Source organism: Kitasatospora sp. NPDC056181, assembly GCF_042266225.1.
In the GTDB taxonomy this organism is placed as follows: Bacteria; Actinomycetota; Actinomycetes; order Streptomycetales; family Streptomycetaceae; genus Kitasatospora.
The window spans coordinates 41,272-60,783 of record NZ_JBHJUK010000042.1 but is presented as its reverse complement, the minus strand read 5'-3'; the positions used below and the strand labels follow the sequence as shown (position 1 = coordinate 60,783).

17 protein-coding genes and 1 riboswitch are annotated in these 19,512 nt (G+C 74.0%); of the genes, 8 read left to right on the top strand and 9 right to left on the bottom strand.

All coding sequences use genetic code 11. From position 1 onward, the window contains the following. Positions 1-159: 159 nt before the first annotated feature. Positions 160-819, top strand: coding sequence for a Pr6Pr family membrane protein (locus tag ACFC1F_RS18145; protein WP_376159397.1), 660 nt, complete (start codon positions 160-162; stop codon positions 817-819). Between the two features lie 64 nt (positions 820-883). Here the strand turns inward: ACFC1F_RS18145 and ACFC1F_RS18140 are convergent, their stop codons facing one another. The 3 genes from ACFC1F_RS18140 to ACFC1F_RS18130 form a co-directional block, all read right to left on the bottom strand. After that, positions 884-1,276 carry a hypothetical protein gene (locus ACFC1F_RS18140; protein WP_376159395.1) on the bottom strand — a complete coding sequence of 131 codons (393 nt, stop codon included), beginning with the start codon at positions 1,274-1,276 and terminating at the stop codon, positions 884-886. A 72-nt stretch (positions 1,277-1,348) separates the two neighbouring features. Continuing rightward, complete coding sequence (locus tag ACFC1F_RS18135; RefSeq protein ID WP_376159393.1) at positions 1,349-2,428, bottom strand: FHA domain-containing protein; 1,080 nt, start codon at positions 2,426-2,428, stop codon at positions 1,349-1,351. A 258-nt stretch (positions 2,429-2,686) separates the two neighbouring features. After that, on the bottom strand, positions 2,687-3,748 hold the full coding sequence (locus ACFC1F_RS18130) for a DNA-binding protein (RefSeq protein ID WP_376159392.1): 1,062 nt from the start codon (positions 3,746-3,748) through the stop codon (positions 2,687-2,689). Positions 3,749-3,851: 103 nt separating this feature from the next. On the opposite strand from ACFC1F_RS18130, the gene ACFC1F_RS18125 reads away from it, so the two are divergent. Then, entirely contained in the window at positions 3,852-4,499 is a 648-nt protein-coding gene (locus ACFC1F_RS18125) for a TetR/AcrR family transcriptional regulator (RefSeq protein ID WP_376159390.1), read from the top strand. 401 nt (positions 4,500-4,900) lie between these two features. Then, on the top strand, positions 4,901-6,049 hold the full coding sequence (locus ACFC1F_RS18120; protein WP_376159389.1) for an alpha/beta hydrolase: 1,149 nt from the start codon (positions 4,901-4,903) through the stop codon (positions 6,047-6,049). A gap of 106 nt (positions 6,050-6,155) precedes the next feature. Here ACFC1F_RS18120 and ACFC1F_RS18115 read toward each other — a convergent pair whose 3' ends face one another. After that, positions 6,156-6,485 (bottom strand): MoaF N-terminal domain-containing protein, encoded by a 330-nt coding sequence (locus ACFC1F_RS18115; protein ID WP_148641765.1) that lies wholly within the window; start codon positions 6,483-6,485, stop codon positions 6,156-6,158. A gap of 271 nt (positions 6,486-6,756) precedes the next feature. On the opposite strand from ACFC1F_RS18115, the gene ACFC1F_RS18110 reads away from it, so the two are divergent. Together ACFC1F_RS18110 and ACFC1F_RS18105 are read left to right on the top strand one after the other, a co-directional pair. Next, positions 6,757-8,088 (top strand): esterase/lipase family protein, encoded by a 1,332-nt coding sequence (locus tag ACFC1F_RS18110; RefSeq protein ID WP_376159387.1) that lies wholly within the window; start codon positions 6,757-6,759, stop codon positions 8,086-8,088. 225 nt (positions 8,089-8,313) lie between these two features. Next, positions 8,314-8,479: riboswitch (cyclic di-AMP (ydaO/yuaA leader) on the top strand. 2 nt (positions 8,480-8,481) lie between these two features. Then, positions 8,482-9,765 carry a hypothetical protein gene (locus tag ACFC1F_RS18105; RefSeq protein ID WP_376159385.1) on the top strand — a complete coding sequence of 428 codons (1,284 nt, stop codon included), beginning with the start codon at positions 8,482-8,484 and terminating at the stop codon, positions 9,763-9,765. Positions 9,766-9,792: 27 nt separating this feature from the next. Here the strand turns inward: ACFC1F_RS18105 and ACFC1F_RS18100 are convergent, their stop codons facing one another. Together ACFC1F_RS18100 and ACFC1F_RS18095 are read right to left on the bottom strand one after the other, a co-directional pair. Continuing rightward, on the bottom strand, positions 9,793-10,473 hold the full coding sequence (locus ACFC1F_RS18100; protein WP_376159383.1) for a hypothetical protein: 681 nt from the start codon (positions 10,471-10,473) through the stop codon (positions 9,793-9,795). Between the two features lie 186 nt (positions 10,474-10,659). Next, positions 10,660-11,457 (bottom strand): IclR family transcriptional regulator, encoded by a 798-nt coding sequence (locus ACFC1F_RS18095; RefSeq protein ID WP_209409059.1) that lies wholly within the window; start codon positions 11,455-11,457, stop codon positions 10,660-10,662. Between the two features lie 200 nt (positions 11,458-11,657). Here ACFC1F_RS18095 and aceB point away from each other — a divergent pair, with 200 nt between their 5' ends. Next, positions 11,658-13,310: a malate synthase A gene (gene aceB, locus ACFC1F_RS18090; RefSeq protein WP_376159381.1), complete on the top strand. Its 1,653-nt coding sequence runs from the start codon at positions 11,658-11,660 to the stop codon at positions 13,308-13,310. A 144-nt stretch (positions 13,311-13,454) separates the two neighbouring features. Further along, complete coding sequence (locus ACFC1F_RS18085; RefSeq protein WP_148641760.1) at positions 13,455-13,841, top strand: gamma-glutamylcyclotransferase; 387 nt, start codon at positions 13,455-13,457, stop codon at positions 13,839-13,841. Positions 13,842-13,868: 27 nt separating this feature from the next. Here ACFC1F_RS18085 and ACFC1F_RS18080 read toward each other — a convergent pair whose 3' ends face one another. Then, the gene (locus ACFC1F_RS18080; protein WP_376159379.1) at positions 13,869-14,930 is read right to left on the bottom strand and encodes a winged helix-turn-helix domain-containing protein; all 1,062 of its coding nucleotides are present in this window, start codon (positions 14,928-14,930) and stop codon (positions 13,869-13,871) included. Between the two features lie 55 nt (positions 14,931-14,985). On the opposite strand from ACFC1F_RS18080, the gene ACFC1F_RS18075 reads away from it, so the two are divergent. Further along, entirely contained in the window at positions 14,986-16,224 is a 1,239-nt protein-coding gene (locus ACFC1F_RS18075; RefSeq protein ID WP_376159377.1) for an MFS transporter, read from the top strand. A 223-nt stretch (positions 16,225-16,447) separates the two neighbouring features. Here ACFC1F_RS18075 and ACFC1F_RS18070 read toward each other — a convergent pair whose 3' ends face one another. Then, a complete protein-coding gene (locus ACFC1F_RS18070) occupies positions 16,448-17,833 on the bottom strand; it encodes an 8-oxoguanine deaminase (protein ID WP_376159375.1) in 1,386 nt (461 codons plus the stop codon). Between the two features lie 56 nt (positions 17,834-17,889). Continuing rightward, complete coding sequence (locus tag ACFC1F_RS18065) at positions 17,890-19,353, bottom strand: nucleobase:cation symporter-2 family protein (protein WP_376159373.1); 1,464 nt, start codon at positions 19,351-19,353, stop codon at positions 17,890-17,892. Positions 19,354-19,512 lie beyond the last annotated feature (159 nt).

The window sequence follows — 19,512 nt, the reverse complement described above, 5'->3', positions numbered from 1 at the left end:
GCCCGCCGCCACGTCCGGCCCGCCGGCCCGTCCGGCCCGGTGGCCGGATGCCCGCGCCGGGGTTTGAATCTGAGGACGTGCTACCGGGGCGACCCGCTGGTACGAGACCCCGGCACCCGGCAGCACCACGACGCCCCCGGCGGAGAGGCGGATCCGACGATGCACCGATGGCTCGCCCCCACCAGGATCGCCTTCGCCGTCCTCTCCTCGGTCGCGCTCGGCTTCGCCGGCTACCACGCCGCGACCGGCGTCGTCGGGGTGGTGAACTACTTCAACTACTTCACCAACCTGAGCAACATGGCCGCGGTGGTCGTCCTGCTGCTCGGCGGCTGGGCGGGTCTGACGGGCCGGCGTCCCGTGCCCGGCGTGGTGCGGGGCGGGGTGGTGCTCTGCATGACCATCACCGGGATCTTCTACGGGCTGGGGCTGGCGAGCTACCCCGAGGCCGTCATGATCCCCTGGGTCGGTCACGTGCTGCAGCAGCTCATGCCGGCCGTGGTGCTCGCCGACTGGCTGGCCGACCCGCCGGAGCGCCGCATCCGTCCGGTCCAGGCGGCCGGCTGGATGGCCTTCCCGCTCCTGTACCTCGCCTACACGATGGTCCGCGGCTACTTGATCGACTGGTACCCCTACCCCTTCCTCGACCCCGCCCTCCCGAACGGCTACTGCCGGGTGGCCGGCGCCTCCTTCCTGATGACGGGGGCCTTCGTCCTGGTCGGGGCGGCGCTGCTCCGGGCCGGTAACGCCCTCGCCGACCGCCGGGCCGCCCGCAGCGGCGCGGCGCCGACCGGCCGCCGCGCCCACGCCCGGCCGGCCTGACCCGCCCCGCGCCCGGCCTGACCCGCTGCCGCGCCCGGCCGATCTGACCGACCCCGCGCCGGCCTCAGCCCCCGAGGGCGTGCAGGATCGGTTGTCCCAGGGTGCCCAGCCAGCCCGCCAGTGCGGAGAGCGGTCCGAGCAGTCCGGTGCCGGCGGCGACGAGGGCGCCGGCCGACGTGAGCAGCCGGGTGATCCGGGTCAGGCGGCCCGCCACCGCCTCGCGGTCCGGCTCCGGCCGGGCGACCTCCGCGTCCAGCGAGTCGAGCTCGGCCCGGACCTCGGGCGCCACCGCCGGCGGCAGCTGCGCCTGCTCGACGGCCGTCCGGAGTTCGCCGACCAGGTCGCGTACGTCCTGCCCGTCCACCGTGAGGTGGCCCGACTGGCCACCGTGGACGGTCTGGTCGCCGGCGACGTTGTTGATCACGCCGCCCTGTTGGTTGCCGATGTTGAAGACCACGACGGCCTCCCGTGGTGAGACTCGATGCGGCGGCCCGAACCGGTCGGTGCCGCAGCCGGTGCCGCGGTGCACTCAGCGCGGCGGTGGCGGCATGCTGAGCCGGCGCGACTCGTCCTCCTCGAAGCGGCGCCGCCGCGAGGTCGTCACGATGTGCAGGACGATGCCGACGACCAGCAGGACGACGCCGATCGCGGCCACGGCGAAGCCGATGGCCCCGACGGGCACGCCGCCCACCTTCGGCCCGAGCAGGTCGGGCACGGTGAAGTCGGGGTTCCCGGACTGCGCGGCGTTGTTGGTCCGGACGATGAAGCTCACCAACGCCCAGCCGTAGACCCCGCCGCCGACCACGAAGGCCAGGAACCCGGTGAGGATCAGGTTCCGTGCCCGGGTGCGGGTGGCGGCGATCTCGCGGAAGAAGCTGTCCCGCCGCTCCTGCATCACGTAGTTGTACTGGTCCCTGGCGACGTTGTTGACGTTTTCGGCCTCCTGCTGCCCCACGTCGAAGCGGGGCCCGGACCCAGGTGGCGGCTGCGCCCTCGGCGGCGGCTGCGCCGACCGCCGGCCCGCTGCCTGCTGAGCTGCTGCCTGCTGGGCCGCCTGCTGAGCCGCTGCCTGTTGGGCCGCCTGCTGGGCTGCCGCCTGCTGCGCCGCCGCGGCCCGTTGTGCCGACTCCTGTGCCGACTGCTGCGCGGACTGCCGCGCCGACTGTTGCGGCGGAGGCCGTGGCGGCTCCCAGGGCGGGGACGGCGTCCCCGGCGGGGGCGGCGCGACGGTCCGGAAGCTGGCCGTCGGCCCCGTCGCGCCCAGCCCGGGGACGGTGGCGCCGCTGTCGCGCGGCTCCTCGTAGTGGACCTCGAACGGGCCGAAGTCCAGGACGTCCCCGGTGTGCACCTCCTGCTGCCCGAAGACCGGGTGGCCGTTCAGCCGGGTGCCGTTGGTGGAGGCCAGGTCCTCGACGGTGGTGTGACCGCCGGAGCGCCACACCACGGCGTGGCGCCGGCTGACGCCGGGCTCGCCGACGTGGATCTGGCATTCGGAGTCCCGGCCGACCAGCATCGGCTGGTCGGCGAGGACGAAGACCTGCCCCCGGAGCCGGCCCGGATTGTCGACGACGAGGCGCGGTAAGGCCTGCTGCTGCGAAGGCGGGCTCATGGCATGACCTCCTGCCGGGTGGGAACGGCGGAACCGGTGAACCACCGGCGGTGGCGATGACCCGTCTGCCCGCCGGCTCGGGTGCCTTCCCTTCCAGTAAAGTCCACCTCCGCCTCCGCGGAACAGCCCCGACGGGCCGCGATCCCACGAAGTACGGCCGTCGGCCCGCTCCCGCGCCCGGCGGCCCGCCGGCCCGGGAGACCCCGGCCCGCCCGCTCGCGAGGCCCCGGCCGACCGGCGCGGGCGCCGCGCCGCCGGCTACGCGGGGGATTCCGCGCGTGCCCCGGCGACGATCCAGGACTCCACCCGCGTGGTGGCCGTGATCGCCCCGAACGCCAGCACCCTGGTCAGCTCGCCGTCTCCGCGCCCCTCGCCCTGGCCCCCGCCCCCGGCCGCAGCGCGCCACGCCGCCACGTCCGCCTCCGTGATCCGGTACGGCGCCAGCGCGGCCAGCAGGGCGAGCCGGGCGGCCGGCCGTTCGGCGGGCGGGAGGTCGGCGCCGACCTCCCGCCCGACCGGGTCGCCGCCCAGCGGCGGGTGGCCGCCGTCCCAGGCGGCCACCGCGTCGAGCACGGCGGCCCGGCCGGCCTCGCCGAGCAGTTCGCCGCCGGCCGAGGCGGCGGCCCGCAGCGCCAGGTAGGCGGGGCCGACCGGGCCCTCCCCGGCCCAGGCGGGTGCGGGGCCGGCGGGGACGGGCCCGGCGAGCACGGTCAGGCCGGCCCCGGGCTCGGGGCTGACCCGGGCGACGCGCCCGATGGCCAGGGCGGCGGCCCGCCGGACGTACTGCGAGCGGCGCAGTGCGCTCGGCAGCAGCGCCTGTTCGTCGAGCAGTGAGGTCACCATCCGGTTGATGAAGTGGGTGGCCAGCGCCGTCCCGACGAACTCGGGCGTCTGGTCGGCGGGGAACGGCGGCCGCGCCAGGTCCGGGCTGCCGGGGGAGCGGGTGGCGGCCGCCCAGGCGAGCAGCGCGGCCTGCCGCCGGTCCTCCGGGGTGCGGCCGGCCCGGGCGGCCTCGGCGAGGTCGTGGTCCCCGGCGCCGTGGGCGAGCAGGGCGTGCGCCTCGGTGCAGAACGGGCAGCGGTTGGCCAGCGAGACGGCGCTCGCCACGGCCTCCTTGTCGGCGCGCGCGGCGGTGCCGACGATCTCGGCCTCGCGCAGCAGCGCCCAGGTGCCGGCCAGCACGTCGGGGGCGGGGGAGAGGCTCATCAGGGGACCGTCGTCCAGCAGGAAGTCGGTCGCCATCTGCGCGTACACGGCGGCGACCCGGCCGGTGGCGGACTTCTTCGGGACGGGGGTGGTGTGGCGGTAGGGCCTGGACATGCGCGTTCCCCTCCTGGTGGCGATGCCTGAGGTGTAACGCAACTCCTGGTTGCGATACGCTGAGCGTGTCACGCTGGCAGCCGTAACGCAACCAGGAGTTGCAATGAGTCCCGATCCCCTGCCCTCCCGGCCCCACGCCTCCGACGACGGCCGCGCCCCGGGAGCGGACCGGCGGCCGACGGTCGGGCGGGGCGAGAAGGTGCGGGCGGCCGTCCTGGCCGCGACGCTCGCCGAACTCGCCGAGCTGCGCTACGCCGGGCTCACCGTCGACGCCGTCGCCCGCCGGGCCGGCGTCCACAAGACCACGGTCTACCGGCGCTGGAAGGACCGGGACGCCCTGATCGTCGACGCCCTGGCCGGGCAGATCGCGGCGGACATCCCGATCCCGGACACCGGCACGGTCGAGGGCGACCTGCGGCTCCTCGCCCGCGGCCTGGCCGCCTGGCTGCGCGGGCCGTCCGGCGCGGCGGTGCTCGCGGTGATGCTCTCGGAGGGCGCCCAGGCGCCGGGCATCGCCGAGGTCCGGTCGCGGATCTTCGACGACCGGCTGCGGCGGGCCGAGCCGATCGTCACCCGGGCCCTCGGGCGCGGGGAACTGCCCGCCGGCACCGACCCGGCGGCGGTCATCAAGGCCCTCGCCGCGCCGCTCTACTTCCGGGTGCTCATCACCGCCGAGCCGGTCGACGACGCGGCCGCCGACCGTGCCGTGACCGCGGCCCTGGCGGCCGCCCGGCACGGCGGACTGGGCTGAACCCGCGGTCGGCGCGCACCGCCGTCGACCGGGGCTGCGGGTGCCGACGCCGTCGGTGCCGCAGTACGCCGGTGTCCGGAGGACGCCCGGGCCGGAGCCGAACCGGGCGCAGGCCGCGCCTCTGAACCCCAGCCAGCTGACTCCGCGCCACCTCGTGGCCACCTCGCGCCCGCTCGCGCCGTCTCGCGAGGCCCGTGTCATACCTCCGGACCCCGCCCGGCCCGCCGATCCCCGCTGGTCGGCGGGTCCGGGACACCTCCGCGGACCGCTAGGGTTGTTGATCGCGCCTCGGCGACGGCCTTCGCAGTGGACGGGGGAACCGGGGCGGCCGTCCCGAGTGTCATGGCAACTGGCCGCCGGCGGTCGGGGCTGTGACGTACGAGGCGTGGGAGCAGTAGGACATGGGTCTGACGAGCCACAAGGTGCTGGCGCTGACCGCATTGATCGCCGTCGGGATGATGGCGGGCACGGTCTGGTTGTGGCCGAGACTGGCGAAGCGGACCTGGCAGGCGGTGCTCGGCCGGATCGGCACGCTGCTCGCCACCCAGCTCGCCGTGCTCGCGGCACTGGGCCTGGTGGCCAACAACTACTTCGCCTTCTACAGCAGCTGGGACGACCTGCTCGGCACCGGTGACAACGGCCCGGTCGTCATCCAGAACAAGGCGGACGCCTCGGGCCGTCTGCAGGTGGAGACCATCGGCCACGCCGCCGTCCAGGGCGGCGGGGCGCTCGGCCGCGATCCCAGGCAGTCCGGCGAGATCCGCGAGGTGCGGATCGACGGTGCCGCCAGCCGGCTCTCCACCGAGGGGTACGTCTACCTGCCGCCGCAGTACTTCCAGCCGGAGTACGAGCAGAAGCAGTTCCCGGCGATCATCGTCTCCACCGGCTTTCCCGGCATCGCCAAGAACCTGGTGACCCGGCTGAACTACCCGGGCGCGGCACTGAAGCTGCTCCAGGAGGGCCGGATGCAGCCGACCGTGCTGGTGCTGATGACGCCGTCGCCCGCGCTGCCGCAGGACACCGAGTGCGAGGACGTCCCGGGCGGCCCGCAGTCCGAGACCTACTACACCAAGGACGTTCCCGCCGCGATCCAGGCGTCGTACCGGGTCTCCTCGGACCCGCAGGCCTGGGGCTTCATGGGCAACTCGACCGGCGGCTACTGCGCCCTCAAGCTGGCCATGCGCCACCCGGAGGCCTTCCCGACCGCGGTCTCGCTCTCCGGCTACTACCAGGCGTCCGACGACCCGACCACCACCGAGCTCTTCAAGGGCCCCGGCGCCCAGCAGCGCCGCCACGAGGCCGACCTCATGTGGCGGCTGAAGAACCTGCCGCACCCCAAGGTGTCCGTGCTGCTGGCCGGCACCAAGCAGGGCGACGGCGACTACAAGCGTGACACCGAGGCGTTCGTGGCCGCGGTCAACAGCCCGATGAAGGTCTCGTACAGCATGCTGCAGACCGGCGGCCACAACTTCGAGACCTGGAGCAAGCTGCTGCCGTCCTCGCTGGAGTGGCTCTCCCAGCGCCTCCAGGTCCCCGGCCGGACGGTCTGACCCCGGTCCGCCGCGCCGACCACCGAAACCCGGGGCCCGCCCACGTCGAACGCCGGGCCCGCCCACCCCGAGGGGTGAGCGGGCCCGGCGTTCCGGTTCCTCCGCCTCAGCCCACCGGCTCCAGCGTGCCGGTGTGCAGCTCGCCGACCCGGCCGCCCTCGCCCTCGTACGTCCAGAACGCGCGCACCGTCAGCTTCCCGAGGTCCATCAGGTGGCTGACGGTGATGCCGCTCTGCTCGGTCCAGCTGACGAAGTAGAGCTCGGGGCCCACCTGGGCGACGTGCAGGGCGACGTCCTCCCACTGGCCGGCCGACTCGCCGAGGCCCTCCCAGCGCAGCCGCTTGCCGTCGGCCGAGTACGCGTTGCGGAAGGCCGCGCCGTTGTCGACCTGGAAGAGGTAGGTGCGGCCGGCGAAGGCGGGCAGGGGCGCGGTCATGGCGGGACGGGTCCTCGTCTCTCGTCTGGGCGTACGGCACTGCGGGTGGACCTCCAACCTATCCGACGGGTGACCTTCGCGGCGGCGTTGCGCCCACCCCGTCACGGCGCGGGCCCGCCGGCGCCACGGCCGGGGCCGCCACGCCCTCCGCCCGCGGGGTGTGACACCGGCACATGGGCGGCCCGGCGGTCCGGTCGTACGGTGCAGGATCCGGCCCACCGGGACGTGGGCCGACCCAGCAGCCCGCCACCTTCCGGCCAGGGAGCCGCCGATGCCCGCCACCAGCACCAGCACCGCCAGCACCGGACCCGTCACCGGGCCCGTCACCGGAGGAGCCACCCCGTCCACCCCCGCCGGACGCCTGCCGGCCGCCCTCACCGTCCTCCTCACCCTCACCGCCCTCCTCCTCGGCACGCCCCCGCCCGCATCGGCGGCCACCGCACCGCTCACCCTGGAGGCCGCCTTCACCGCTCCCGGCAACGGCTGGGCCAAGGTCGAGCGCTACCTCGACACCACCGCCGGGTTCCGCGCCGAGCAGTACCCGCCCGGCGGGCGGGGGGACCAGGACGGCGCCCGCCTGACCTACTTCGGCGGCGTCCGCCAGCCCTATTCCGGGCGCTTCCTGCTCTACTCGGCCGCGGGCTGGGACACCGGCGGCCGGGACGTCCCGGTCCTGCTGGTCCACGGCGCCAACGACAACGCCGACCGCGCCTGGGCGAACCCGAACGAGAGCGGCAGCTGCGGCGCGTCCGCCTGCCCGTCCACCGGCCTCGCCCAGTACCTCGCCGGGACCGGCCACCGCGTCTTCGCGATCGGCTTCGCGCACAAGCAGGGCGACAACCTGCTCCAGGCGCAGGCCGTCGGAGACGCGATCGCCCTGATCCGGGCCCGGCTCGGGGTGTCCCAGGTGGACGTGGTCGCCTGGAGCAAGGGGGAGGTCGCCGCCCGCGCGTACGTCTCCTCGGTACGGCCGTCCTGGGGCCGGGCTTACGCGGGAGACGTCCGCCGCCTGGTCACCCTCGGCGGGCCGAACGGCGGCCTGGACTACGTCTACGCGCACGGCTGGGCGTTCTCGCTGGCCACCTGGCCGGCCTGCGGCGGCACCGCCAACGCGCCCTCGCCGCACCTGTACATGACCTGCTACGGCACGTACACCGCCCAGCCCTGCCTCGGGGTCCTGCCCGCCGGCGGGTACGACTGCTACCCGGGCCAGCGCCAGCTGCTCGCCCGCTGGGACGGCGTCTACGGGGTGGACGGCTCGGCCCAGGACTGGTGGACGACGTACTACGGGGGACAGGGCTACTACACCTCCGGCCAGGGCATCCAGGCGGCGATCGACGCCGGTTCGCTGATCGGGCCGCTCCAGCAGGCGGGCGTCCCGGCGGCGGTCGCCACCTTCCTGATGGCGGGCGGCTCGGCCGACATCCCGGGGATCCTCAACGAGAACCGCGGGCCCAGCGACGGCATCGTCCTCTCCCGCAGCGCCCTGGACACCACCGGGATCGGTACGGTCGGCGCGACGCGGCTGCTCGGCGGGCTCAACCACCTGGAGCTGGCGTGGTCCCCGGACGCGATGAGCCAGGTGAACAGCTGGCTCGGCTGACCACCCGGCCGGCGACCGCCCGGCCGGCGCCCCGCTCACCGTCCTCCCGGTGCCCGTTCGGCCAACTGATCCACTCCGCACCGTCGTTGATCGACTCCACTGTGACCTGCACGACAACACCCTCCACCGAGTTGTCGCCCCCCGGACGGCCTGCCTAGCCTGCTCGGGACGTCCGCTTCGCGGACCTCCGCCGTCGGGACGCCGAGTCCTGTCCACCCGCCGGCCGGCAACCGAGCACCACAGCGGACGGGAGCGGGGGACCCAGGTCAGTGCCCGGCCCGTGCGCTCCCCGCGCCCGGGCCGTGGCTAGGGGTGAAGCCGCTCCACAGGCGGCCGGGCAACCTCAGCCCGAACCCGACAGCTCACCTCGCAGGCGTCGCAGAGGACACTGCCATGCAGAAGCCTGCCCGGCGCAGCGCGCCGCGCCATGCCCGCCCCAGCCACCGCGGTCGCAACGCCGCCTTCGCCGTCACCGGCGTGCTCGCTGTCAGCGGTGCCGGCCTCCTGGGCATTCCCGCGGTGAGCGGGGCCCAGGCGGCCACCGCGCCGACCGTCACCCAGGACAGGCTCGGCCCGGCCACCATGGTCGCGGGCAACGCCTCCGCCGCCTCGCTGACCGTCCACTCCTCGGCCTGCTTCACCGCCAGGACGGTCGGTGTCGGCGTGCGTGACGCGGCCGGCCACAACCTCGACTTCCCCGGCAACCGCACCAACGCGCAGATCTGCCCGGGCGGGCTGACGGTCACCACCGGCTCGCGGACTCTGCCGGCCGGCACCTACACCCAGTTCGGCTTCTGGCAGGACACCGCCGGTGCCTGGCACAACCTGCCCTCGCAGAAGCTCGTGGTCTCGGCCGCCGCCGCCACGCCGGCGCCCGCCCCGACCACCGCACCCACCGCCACCCCGACGCCCGCACCCACCGCCACCCCGACGCCCGCGCCGACCGCGACCCCGTCGCAGACCGCCGCCCCGGGCGCGATACCGGTCGCCGGCAAGAAGCTCACCTGGTCGGACGACTTCAACAGCCTCGACCTGGGCTCCCGCTGGACGGCCGACCGGAGCAGCTCGTACCACTACGGCGACCACAACCCGAACGACAACAAGCTCGACTGGCTGAACAAGAACAACGTCACCGTCTCCGGCGGCGTCGCCACCTTCACCGCCAAGCCGAGCAGCCACACGCTGGAGAACGGCAAGCAGGCCTGGGACACCGGGCTGCTCACCACGGAGTACTCCAGCGAGGGCTTCAAGGTGAAGACCGGCGACTACATCGAGACCCGGGTCAAGCTCCCCGCCGGCACCGGCGCCTGGCCGGCGCTGTGGACCTGGAACGGCACCAGCGGCGCCCACGGTGAGATCGACTCCTTCGAGTACCACACCGACAACCCGAACCTGCTGGAGCTGACCAACCACATCACCCCGGGTCACCTTTACTACACGGACGCCAAGGCGATCGCGAAGGACGGCTGGGTCACCATCGGCACCTACTACGGGGCCACCTCGGTCGACTGGTACGTGAACGGCGCCAAGGTGTTCTCCGACGGCAAGGGCGTCGGCGCCGACTGGGCCGCGTACCCGATCCTCAACCTGTCCCTGAGCGCGGGGCAGTACCACCCCGCGCCGCAGGGCACGGCGCCGATCACCTTCGCCGCGGACTACGTCCGCGTCTACCGGTAGGACCGGCCGTTGCGGACCGCCCGCCCGTCAGTGGCGGGCGGCCTCCACGACCTGGATGCTGAACGGCTGCCGGTTGTCCGTCTCGTTCCGGTCGTCGTCACCGCGCACCGCGACGTAGCCGCCGCTCAGCTCGCCGAGGGGGACGGTGGGGGCGAGCCGGACCGGGATCAGCGCCGTCGCGCTCCGGTACCGCCCCAGGCCGGCCGGGAAGGTGCAGCGCACCCGGTGGCCGTTCTGGAAGTCGTAGCAGTTCTCCGGGAAGTAGGGCTTCTCGGGCGTGACCCCCTCCGGCAGGGTGATCACCACGGTGAACGGGGAGGCCGTCCGGTCCGGGCCGGTGTTGGCGACGAAGGCGTGCACCGTGGTGGTGCCGCCGGGTACGGCGGGGTCCGGATCGATCCGGATCACCTCCAGGTCGGAATCGGAGGCGGAGGGGGCGGCGGAGGCGGCGGGGGCCGCGGGCGCCGCCGGCGCGGTGACCTCCGCCGCCGGGTCGGTCCCCGGGGCCGGATCGGCGTCCGGGCACGCCCACGCGGGACCGGCGGCCAGCGCCGCCAGTGCACACCCGACCGTCAGCGACCTGACGGCCAGCGACCGGCCTGCCGACGGCCCGACCACCGCCCGCCCGACCGCCGGTTCTCCGGCCCCGGGCGCCCCGGCCTCCGCCGACCTGCCGAAGAAACCCCGTACGGACCCTCTGCGCGACATCGTCGCTCACCCTGTCCTTCGCGTTCCGGCGCCCGGCACCGTCGCGGGGCGCGTCCGCATTCAGCGTGACCGACCGGCCCGTCGCGGCCGGGGCAACCCGCCCTCGGGCCGCTCGAACGGGCGAACGCCTCCGCAGGAGGCCGACCGGGTCGACCTCCTGTGCGGGGAAACGCCGGTGACGCCGTGTCAGGGAGCCAGGACCTGCCCCAGCCGGGCCGCGATGTGGTGCATCACCGGTACCAGCGAGGCCGCGCCGGCCTGCTCCTCCAGCGCCCGGATCCGGGCCTCCGGGCCGGAGACCGAGAGGGCCGTCGGGGTCGGTGCGCCCGGTACGGCGAGGGCGATGCAGCGCACCCCGATCTCCTGCTCCTGGTCGTCCACCACGTAGCCGCGCTCGCGCGCCTCGGCCAGCTGGTTCAGCAGCTCCTGCGGGTCGGTCACCGTGAACTCGGTGTGCGCGGGCAGCGGGTTGGGGCCGAGGACGGCGCGGGCCTCGTCCTCCGGCAGCTGGGCCAGCAGGGCCTTGCCGACGCCGGTGCAGTGCGGCTGCACCCGGCGGCCGACCTCGGTGAACATCCGCATCGAGCGCCGCGACTGCACCTGCCCGACGTAGACCACCTCGCCGCCCTCCAGCACGGCCAGGTTGGCCGTCTCGCCGGTGGCCTCCATCAGCTCGGCCAGGTAGGGGCGGGCCCAGCTGCCCAGCAGCCGGCCGGCCGTCTCGCCGAGCCGGATCAGCCTCGGGCCGAGGGTGTAGCGGCGTGCGGTGTCCTGGCGCACATAGCCCTGCTGGACGAGGGTACGAACCAGACGGTGGATGGTGGGCATCGGCAGCCCGGAGGAGGTGGAGAGCTCGCTGAGCGTGGCCACGCCGCCGGAGTCGGCCAGCGCCTCCAGCAGCTGGAAGGCGCGCTCGACGGACTGCACACCGCCGCTCGCGCGGTCCGTGCCCGTCGTCGATGCTGTGTCGGGGGTCGCAACCACCGGCGTTCCCTTCGCTGTCGGGGGAGGAGTAGAGTCCCTGCGATCACCTCAACAAACCGTTGAAATTCTGTATCGCGGAAACTAGTCTCCACCTTACAGAATCGAACCCTCCGGTAGGTGGGTTCAGATCGGTTCAGATCAAGGAAGTTCCCACCGGAACTGCCTTCGCCATGCTCAACCGTCTTAGGAGTGTCCTGCTCATGGCTACAGATCAGGGACCCGCCGGCGCCTCCCCCGCCGCTCCGGTCGTCACTGTCGCCGGTCCGCGCGTCCATCGGGCGGAGGAGGTGCTCACTCCGGAGGCGGTCGCCTTCGTCGTCGGGCTGCACCGCGCCTTCGAGGACCGCCGACAGGAGCTCCTGGCCCGCCGCAAGACCCGCCGCGCGGAGATCGCCCGCGCCGGCGTCCTGGACTTCCTCCCCGAGACGGCCGCCGTGCGCGAAGGCGACTGGACGGTGGCCGAGGCCCCGCGCGCGCTCCAGGACCGCCGGGTCGAGATCACCGGCCCCACCGACCGCAAGATGGTCATCAACGCGCTGAACTCCGGCGCCAGGGTCTGGCTCGCCGACTTCGAGGACGCCACCTCCCCGACCTGGGAGAACGTGGTCAGCGGCCAGATCAACCTGATCGACGCCTTCGAGGGCCGGATCGACTTCACGTCCTCGGCCGGCAAGGCCTACACCCTCAAGCCCGCCGCCGAACTCGCCACCGTCGTGGTCCGCCCGCGCGGCTGGCACCTGGACGAGAACCACCTGCTGGTCGACGGCAAGCCGGTGGCCGGCGCCTTCCTCGACTTCGGGCTCTACTTCTTCCACAACGCGGCCCGGCTGACCGCCCGCGGCGCCGAGGACCCCAACTCCGGCCCGTACTTCTACCTCCCGAAGACCGAGAGCCACCTCGAAGCCCGGCTCTGGAACGACGTCTTCACGCACGCCCAGGCCGCCCTCGGCATCCCGCACGGCACCGTCCGTGCCACCGTGCTGATCGAGACCATCACGGCCGCGTTCGAGATGGAGGAGATCCTCTACGAGCTGCGCGACCACGCCGCCGGGCTCAACGCCGGCCGGTGGGACTACCTGTTCTCGATCGTCAAGAACTTCCGCGACGCCGGCGAGCACTACATCCTGCCGGACCGCAACACCGTCACCATGGCGTCCCCCTTCATGGCCGCCTACACCCGGCTGCTGGTGCAGACCTGTCACCGCCGCGGCGCCCACGCGATCGGCGGCATGGCCGCCTTCATCCCCAGCCGCAAGGACCCGGCGGTCAACGCGGCCGCCCTGGAGAAGGTCAAGGCCGACAAGGACCGCGAGGCCGGCAACGGCTTCGACGGCTCCTGGGTCGCCCACCCGGACCTCGTGCCCGTCGCCCGCGCCTCCTTCGACGCCGTCCTCGGGGACCGCCCGAACCAGAAGGACAACCCCGGCCCGGCCGAGCCCGTCACCGCAGCCCAGCTGCTCGACATCGCCGGCGCCGGCGGCACCTGCACCCACGCGGGCCTGCACAACGCCGTCCAGGTCGGCGTCCGCTACATCGAGGCCTGGCTGCGCGGCCTCGGCGCCGTCGGCATCTTCAACATGATGGAGGACGCCGCCACCGCCGAGATCTCCCGCTCGCAGATCTGGCAGTGGATCAACAACGGCGTCGTGCTCTCCGACACCGGGGAGAAGGCCACCGCCGAGCTCGTGCGCCGCCTGGTGGCCGAGGAGCTCGCCGGGCTCCGGGCCGAGCTGGGCGACGAGGCCTACGCCGGCGGGCGTTGGCGCGAGGCCGCCAAGCTCTTCGAACAGGTCTCCCTGGCCGAGGAGTTCGCGGACTTCCTGACCCTCCCCGCGCTTCCCCTGCTGGGCTGAGCCCCAATCTATCCAGTACGGAAGAGGCTGCCGCCTGCCAGGCTGTAGCACTCCTCCCGCTCCATTGCTCCGTTCCGTACGGCGACGAATCCACCGTCTTCCCATCGCCGTACGGAACGGCCTCTCCCCCTCCCGAGGACCCCCGTGCCCCGCATCTTCTTCAACGGCCAGGCCATGGTCGGCGGCCCGTTCCACGCCTCCGTCGCCGACGCCCTGGTCGGCCCCGTCCGCACCGCGCCCGGCTACCGCTTCTTCTCCATCGGCGACGTCTGCCCCGGCCTGCACCCGGACCCGGCCGCCGACACCGCGATCGAGGGCGAGCTGTACGACATCACCCTCGAACACCTCCGCGACGTCATCCTGCCGGGCGAGCCCCGTGAGCTCGAACTCGGCGTCATCGAGCTGGACGACGGATCCGCCTGCCTCTCGATGCTGCTGGCCCGGGGCGAGGCCGACCGCGGCGTGCACCGTGAGATCACCCACCACGGCGGCTGGCGCGCCTACCTCGCCACCCTGGGCCGCACGGCCTGAGCCGGTCCGCCGGTACGCCGGCCCCCGTCAGCCGGCCCCGGGTCCGTCAGCCGTCCCCGGTCTGCGGCCCCGCCCGACCAGGGCGTCGCCGAGAGGGCTGCGGCGGTACAGGACGCTGCGCCCGTGCCGGGTGCGGTCCAACAGGCCGGCGGCGGCGAGCGCACCGAGGTGGCGGCTGACCGCGCCGGGCGTGACGCCCAGCCGGTGGGCGAGTTCGGTGGTGCTGGCGGGGGACTCCAGCAGGAGGAGCAGCCTGGTCCGCGGCGCGCCGATCAGCCCGGTCAGCGGCCCGGCCGCCGGCCCCGCGGCCCCCGCCGGCTCCCCGCGGTGGCCGCCGCCCAGACCCTCGGCCATGGTGGCCTTCCCGCGTGCGGGGTACGTGATCAGCGGCGGCCCCACCTGGGTGATGTCGGTCTGCGCGCCGAGCCCGAACAGCGTCGGGATCAGCACCAGCCCCCGCCCGGCGACGTCCACCGAGGCGCCCACGGCCTGCACGGCCGGATGGGGATCGGTGAGCCGCAGCACCCCCGCGCACCAGGAGAGCCGCGCGTCGAGGTCGGCGAAGAGCCCCTCCGCGCCGCGCTCCGAGAGCATCCGGCCCCGGTACGCGATGTCCGCCTCCAGCACCGACCGCGCCCGCGGCCACCAGACGGGGGCGAGGCAGCGCGTCCAGTACGCCTCCAGCGCCTCGGCCACCCGGGCGGTGAGCGCCGCCGGGTCGTCCACGAGCTCCGCGAGCACGGGCGGCAGCGGGCTCCCGTCGCCCCGGTACGCGGCGAGCACGTCGGCGCGCACCACCTCCGGCGGTGTGGCCGCCAGCCGGGCGAGTTCGGCGGTGAACTCCGGACGGGGCGCCGGCGGACGGGGCGTGAGGAAGTCCGGCACGAAGCCGACCGGCGCGATCAGCGACTCCAGCAGAGCGGTGTCCAGCGTCTCGTACCGGGACCGCCAGGCCGCGATCCACGGCCGGTGCTCCGGGTAGCGGGCGGCGAACCGCCGGGTACGAAGGCTCAGCACGGTCTCCTGGAGCGGCGAGTACGCGAACCAGGTGGCGGCGAGGTCGTCAACATCGAAGCGGAACTCGAACATTGACCGCAACGGTAAAAGAATTCCGCCCGCCCGGGAACCCCGCTGTCCTTCTGTCATGACCTCCACCGCGGTGCGCCCCGCTGCTCTCGGCCGCCTACTGCCGGACGATCCGCTCCTGCGCCGGCTCGTCCTGATGAGCCTGGTGAACACCGTCGGGGACGGCCTCTTCGTGACGGTGAGCGTCCTGTTCTTCACCCGCTCCGTCGGCCTGACGCCGGGCCGGGTGGCACTCGGCCTCACCGTGGCCGGCGTCTGCGGCGTGCTCGCCGGCGTGCCGATGGGGCGGCTGGCCGACCGGGTCGGCAGCAAGCGGCTGCTGCTGGTGGTCGGGCCGCTGGAGGCCGCGGCGGTGCTCGGCTACGCGTTCGTGCACTCCTTCGCGGCCTTCGTGGCACTGGCCTGTGCGGCGACGGTGCTGGAGCGCGGTGCGGTGGCGGTGCGCAGCGCGCTGATCGCCCGGGCGCTGCCCGCCGAGGGGCAGGTCCGCGCCCGGGCGTTGCTGCGCTCGGTGATGAACGCGGGCCTCGTCGTCGGCTCCGGCGGTGCGGCCCTCGCGCTGCAGGCCGATGCGTACGCCGGGTACGTGACGATGATGGTGCTGGACGCGGCGAGCTTCCTGGGTGTGACGGCGCTGCTGGCCGGCCTGCCCGTGCCGGCCGGGCCGGTCCGTGCGGCGGGCGCCGCCGGGGGGCCGGCGAAGCGGCGCACCGCGCTGCGGGACGGCCGGTACCTGCTGGTCACCGGGCTGCACGCGGTGCTGGAGCTCCAGCTCGCGGTGCTCACGGTGGGCCTCCCGCTCTGGATCGTGCTGGGCACGGACGCGCCGCCGGGGGTGGTCTCCGCGGTGAACGTGGCCAACTGCCTGCTGGTGGTGCTGTTCCAGGTCCGGGCGAGCCGGGGGGTGACGGACGTGGCGAGCGCGGCGTCGGCCTGCGCGCGTGGCGCGCTGCTGCTGGCGGGCGCCTGCCTGGTGTACGCGGCCGCGCAGTCCGGCCCGGCGGCCCTGGCGGCCGGGGTGATCCTCGCGGGGGCCCTGGTGCACAGCCTGGGTGAGCTGCTGACCTCGGCCGGCGGCTGGACGCTCAGTCTGGAGCTGGCCGATCCGCAGGCGCACGGCGAGTACCAGGGGGTGTTCATGAGCGGGCAGGCGGCCGCCCACGTGATCGGCCCGTTGGTGATCACCGTGACGGCGGTCGACCACGGCGGTGCCGGATGGGTGGTGCTGGCGGGGCTGTTCGCCCTGGCGGGGCTGGCCCTGCCGGCGGCCGTCCGCGGGCCGGTGCGCGCCGGGTAGCCCGGCCGGCCCGCGCCCCACGGGGGTGGGAGCGGGCCGGCGGGGTGTGCGCGGGCACGCCACAGCCCCGGACCCTCGCCGTGGGTCCGGGGCTGTGTTCCGCACGCCGTCCTGAGGGGGGCGGCGGGCGGAGTCCGGGTGACGCACCGTCCCTGGGCGGCCCGGAGTTCGGGGGGTAGTGCGGAGCGGTCCTCCGGAGGGGCCCTCCGGAGGGGACCGTGCACTACACCGGGCGGGCGGCCAGCTCCTTGGCGGCGCGGGCGCAGGCCTGGGCGATCCGGTCCTCGTTCACGGTGGTCAGCTGCCCCTTCTCGACCACGGCGTTGCCGTTGACGAAGAGGGTGGCCAGCGGCGGCAGCGCGCCGAGGGTGAGGGCGGCGACCGGGTCGGCGATCGAGGAGTGCATGATCCCGTCGATCTTCCAGAGCGCGAGGTCCGCGAGCTTGCCGACCTCGATGGAGCCGATCTCGTTCTGCCGGCCGAGCACCCGGGCGCCGCCCATGGTGCCCAGGCGCAGGGCCTGCCGGCCGGTGAGCGCGGTCGGGTAGCCGTGCAGGCGGTTGATCAGCAGCGCGTTGCGCAGCTCGGTGCCCAGCTCGCCGGACTCGTTGGAGGCGGTGCCGTCCACGCCGAGGCCGACCGGCACACCGGCCTTGAGCATGTCGGGGACGCGGGCGATGCCGGCGGCGAGGCGGGCGTTGGAGGACGGGCAGTGGGCGACGCCGGTGCCGGTCTCGGCGAACTTGGCGATGTCGGAGTCGTTCATGTGGACGCAGTGCGCCATCCAGACGTCCTCGCCCAGCCAGCCCACCGACTCGAAGTAGTCGGTCGGGCCCATGCCGAACAGCTCCTTGCAGAACGCCTCCTCCTCGGCGGTCTCCGAGCCGTGGGTGTGCAGCCGCACGCCCAGGCGGCGGGCCAGCACGGCGGACTCGCGCAGCAGCTCGGTGGAGACCGAGAAGGGGGAGCAGGGCGCGAGGGCGATCTGCAGCATCGAGTCGGGGGAGGCGTCGTGGTACCTGGCGACGGCCTCCTCGGAGGCGATGAGGATGTCCTCGGTCTTCTCGACGGCGTGGTCGGGCGGCAGGAAGCCGTCCTTCTTGCTGCGGTCCATCGAGCCGCGCAGCGCGGTGAAGCGCATGCCGAGCTCCTGGACGGCCTCGATCTCGGCGCCGAGGATGTCGCCGCCGTCCTCGGGGAACACGTAGTGGTGGTCCGAGGCGGTCGTACAACCGGACTTGAGCAGCGCGGCGGCCGAGCCCTGCGCGGCGGCGTGGACGAGCCTGTCGTCGATCCGGGCCCAGGTCGGGTAGAGGGCGACCAGCCAGTCGAAGAGGATGTTGTCCTGGGCGAGGCCGCGGGTGATCCACTGGTAGAAGTGGTGGTGGGTGTTGACCAGGCCAGGGGTGACGAGGTGGCCCTCGCCGTTGATCCGGCGTACCACGTTGTCCAGCCACTGCGGGGCGGGGCCGTCGCCGACCGACTCGATCCTGTTGCCGAGGATGACCACGTGGCCGCGGGCGTACTCGGTGTCGTTGGCGTCGACCGTCGCGATCGCGACGTTCTCGATGACGATCCGCTGGTCGGCGGGCGGAGGCTGGACTGCCATGGGGAACTCCTATGGGGGAGGCCGGGCGGGCATGGGGCGCATGCCCGCCCGGTGGGTCAGGACGGTGTCGCCGTCGGCACCGTCGTGCCGGGTGTTCCGTCGGCCGGCGACCGGCGGGCGACCCCGACGTGGTGGAAGAGCAGGTTGAGCAGGACGGCCATCACGCAGCCGGCCGATATCCCGGAGTGCATGAGGGTGCGGACGGCCTCCGGGAACGCGTCGTAGAAGGTCGGGACGGCGATCGGGATGATGCCGACGCCGAGCGAGACGGACACCAGGATGGTGTTCGAGCTGGACTCCATCCCGGCCTCCGCGAGGGTGCGGATCCCGCTCGCCGCGACCGTGCCGAAGAGCACGATCCCGGCGCCGCCGAGGACGGGCTGCGGTACGAGGGAGACGACCGAACCGAGCACGGGGAAGAGCCCGAGCACGATCAGGATGCCTCCGCCGGCCGCGACCACGAAGCGGCTGCGGATCTTCGTCAGCGCCACCAGCCCGATGTTCTGGGCGAAGGCGCTGGCGGCGAAGCCGTTGAAGACCGGGCTGAGCGCGGTGGCCAGTCCGTCGGCCCGCAGGCCGGCGGCGAGGACGGGCTCGTCGGCCTCACGGTCGACGATCTTGCCGAGCGCCAGCATGTCGGCGGTGGACTCGGTCATCGAGACCACCATGACGATGCAGAGCGAGGCGATCGCGGCCGCGTCGAACAGCGGTGCGCCGAAGTGGAACGGGGAGGGGAGCGCGAAGACCTTCGCGTCCTGGACCGGGCCGAAGTCGGCCAGGCCCAGCGGGAAGGCGAGCAGGGTGCCGATCGCCAGTCCTATGAGCAACGAGAGCTGCTGCCAGAAGCCGCGCAGCAGCCGGTTGCAGAGCACCACCGCGACGAGGGTGATCGCGGCGAGGCCGATGGCCCGCACGGAGCCGTATCCGGGGGCGCCCGGCGAGCCGCCGCGCGCCCAGTTCACCGCCACCGGGAGCAGGGACACCCCGATGAGGGTGATCACGGTGCCCTGGACGACCGGCGGGAAGAACCTGATGAGCTTGCAGAAGTACGGTGCCGCGAGGAAGCACAGGACCCCCGCGACGATCACCGCGCCGAAGATCACCGGGAGGGCGTCCTTCGGCCCGTGCTCCTTGGCGATGGCGATCATGGGAGCGACGCCCGCGAACGAGACGCCGTTCACGAACGGCAGCCGCGCTCCGATCTTCCAGAGGCCGAGGGTCTGGAGCAGGGTGGCCAGCCCGGCGGTGAACAGGCTGGCCGAGATGAGCAGGGCGAGCTCGGTGGGGGAGAGCCCCACGCAAGCACCGACGATGAGCGGGGGAGCGACGACTCCCGCGTACATCGCGGCGACGTGCTGCAGGCCGGTGGTGATGAGCTTCACCGGTGGCAGCAACTCGTCCACGGGGTGGGTTTCCGGTCCGGACGGCTTGCCGGGGAGGCTGCTTGACGCACCGTCCGGACCAGAAGATCTTGCAGGGGTGGAACCGCCGTCTGTGCTGCTGGTGTTGCTGGGTGCCATGTCGAGCCCCTCTTGTACCCGTGGCTCGCGGCGCGCCCGTGGCGCTGGAGACTGGCTGGCAATGCCCTGGCCGAGGGCGGGACGGCGGTGCAAGGGTCCCTCGGCCGGCCTCCCCAGCGCCCCGGGCCGGCCGCCGTGAGGCGGGCACGATCTCCGGTG

Excerpts from the sequence above, each read along its gene's own strand:
- ACFC1F_RS18080 (WP_376159379.1), bottom strand. The coding sequence starts at position 14,930 with ATGTTCGAGTTCCGCTTCGATGTTGACGACCTCGCCGCCACCTGGTTC.
- ACFC1F_RS18110 (WP_376159387.1), top strand. The coding sequence starts at position 6,757 with ATGCCCGCCACCAGCACCAGCACCGCCAGCACCGGACCCGTCACCGGG.
- ACFC1F_RS18105 (WP_376159385.1), top strand. The coding sequence starts at position 8,482 with ATGCAGAAGCCTGCCCGGCGCAGCGCGCCGCGCCATGCCCGCCCCAGC.
- ACFC1F_RS18070 (WP_376159375.1), bottom strand. The coding sequence starts at position 17,833 with ATGGCAGTCCAGCCTCCGCCCGCCGACCAGCGGATCGTCATCGAGAAC.
- ACFC1F_RS18075 (WP_376159377.1), top strand. The coding sequence starts at position 14,986 with ATGACCTCCACCGCGGTGCGCCCCGCTGCTCTCGGCCGCCTACTGCCG.
- aceB (WP_376159381.1), top strand. The coding sequence starts at position 11,658 with ATGGCTACAGATCAGGGACCCGCCGGCGCCTCCCCCGCCGCTCCGGTC.
- ACFC1F_RS18125 (WP_376159390.1), top strand. The coding sequence starts at position 3,852 with ATGAGTCCCGATCCCCTGCCCTCCCGGCCCCACGCCTCCGACGACGGC.
- ACFC1F_RS18100 (WP_376159383.1), bottom strand. The coding sequence starts at position 10,473 with ATGTCGCGCAGAGGGTCCGTACGGGGTTTCTTCGGCAGGTCGGCGGAG.
- ACFC1F_RS18130 (WP_376159392.1), bottom strand. The coding sequence starts at position 3,748 with ATGTCCAGGCCCTACCGCCACACCACCCCCGTCCCGAAGAAGTCCGCC.
- ACFC1F_RS18135 (WP_376159393.1), bottom strand. The coding sequence starts at position 2,428 with ATGAGCCCGCCTTCGCAGCAGCAGGCCTTACCGCGCCTCGTCGTCGAC.
- ACFC1F_RS18065 (WP_376159373.1), bottom strand. The coding sequence starts at position 19,353 with ATGGCACCCAGCAACACCAGCAGCACAGACGGCGGTTCCACCCCTGCA.
- ACFC1F_RS18115 (WP_148641765.1), bottom strand. The coding sequence starts at position 6,485 with ATGACCGCGCCCCTGCCCGCCTTCGCCGGCCGCACCTACCTCTTCCAG.
- ACFC1F_RS18145 (WP_376159397.1), top strand. The coding sequence starts at position 160 with ATGCACCGATGGCTCGCCCCCACCAGGATCGCCTTCGCCGTCCTCTCC.
- ACFC1F_RS18120 (WP_376159389.1), top strand. The coding sequence starts at position 4,901 with ATGGGTCTGACGAGCCACAAGGTGCTGGCGCTGACCGCATTGATCGCC.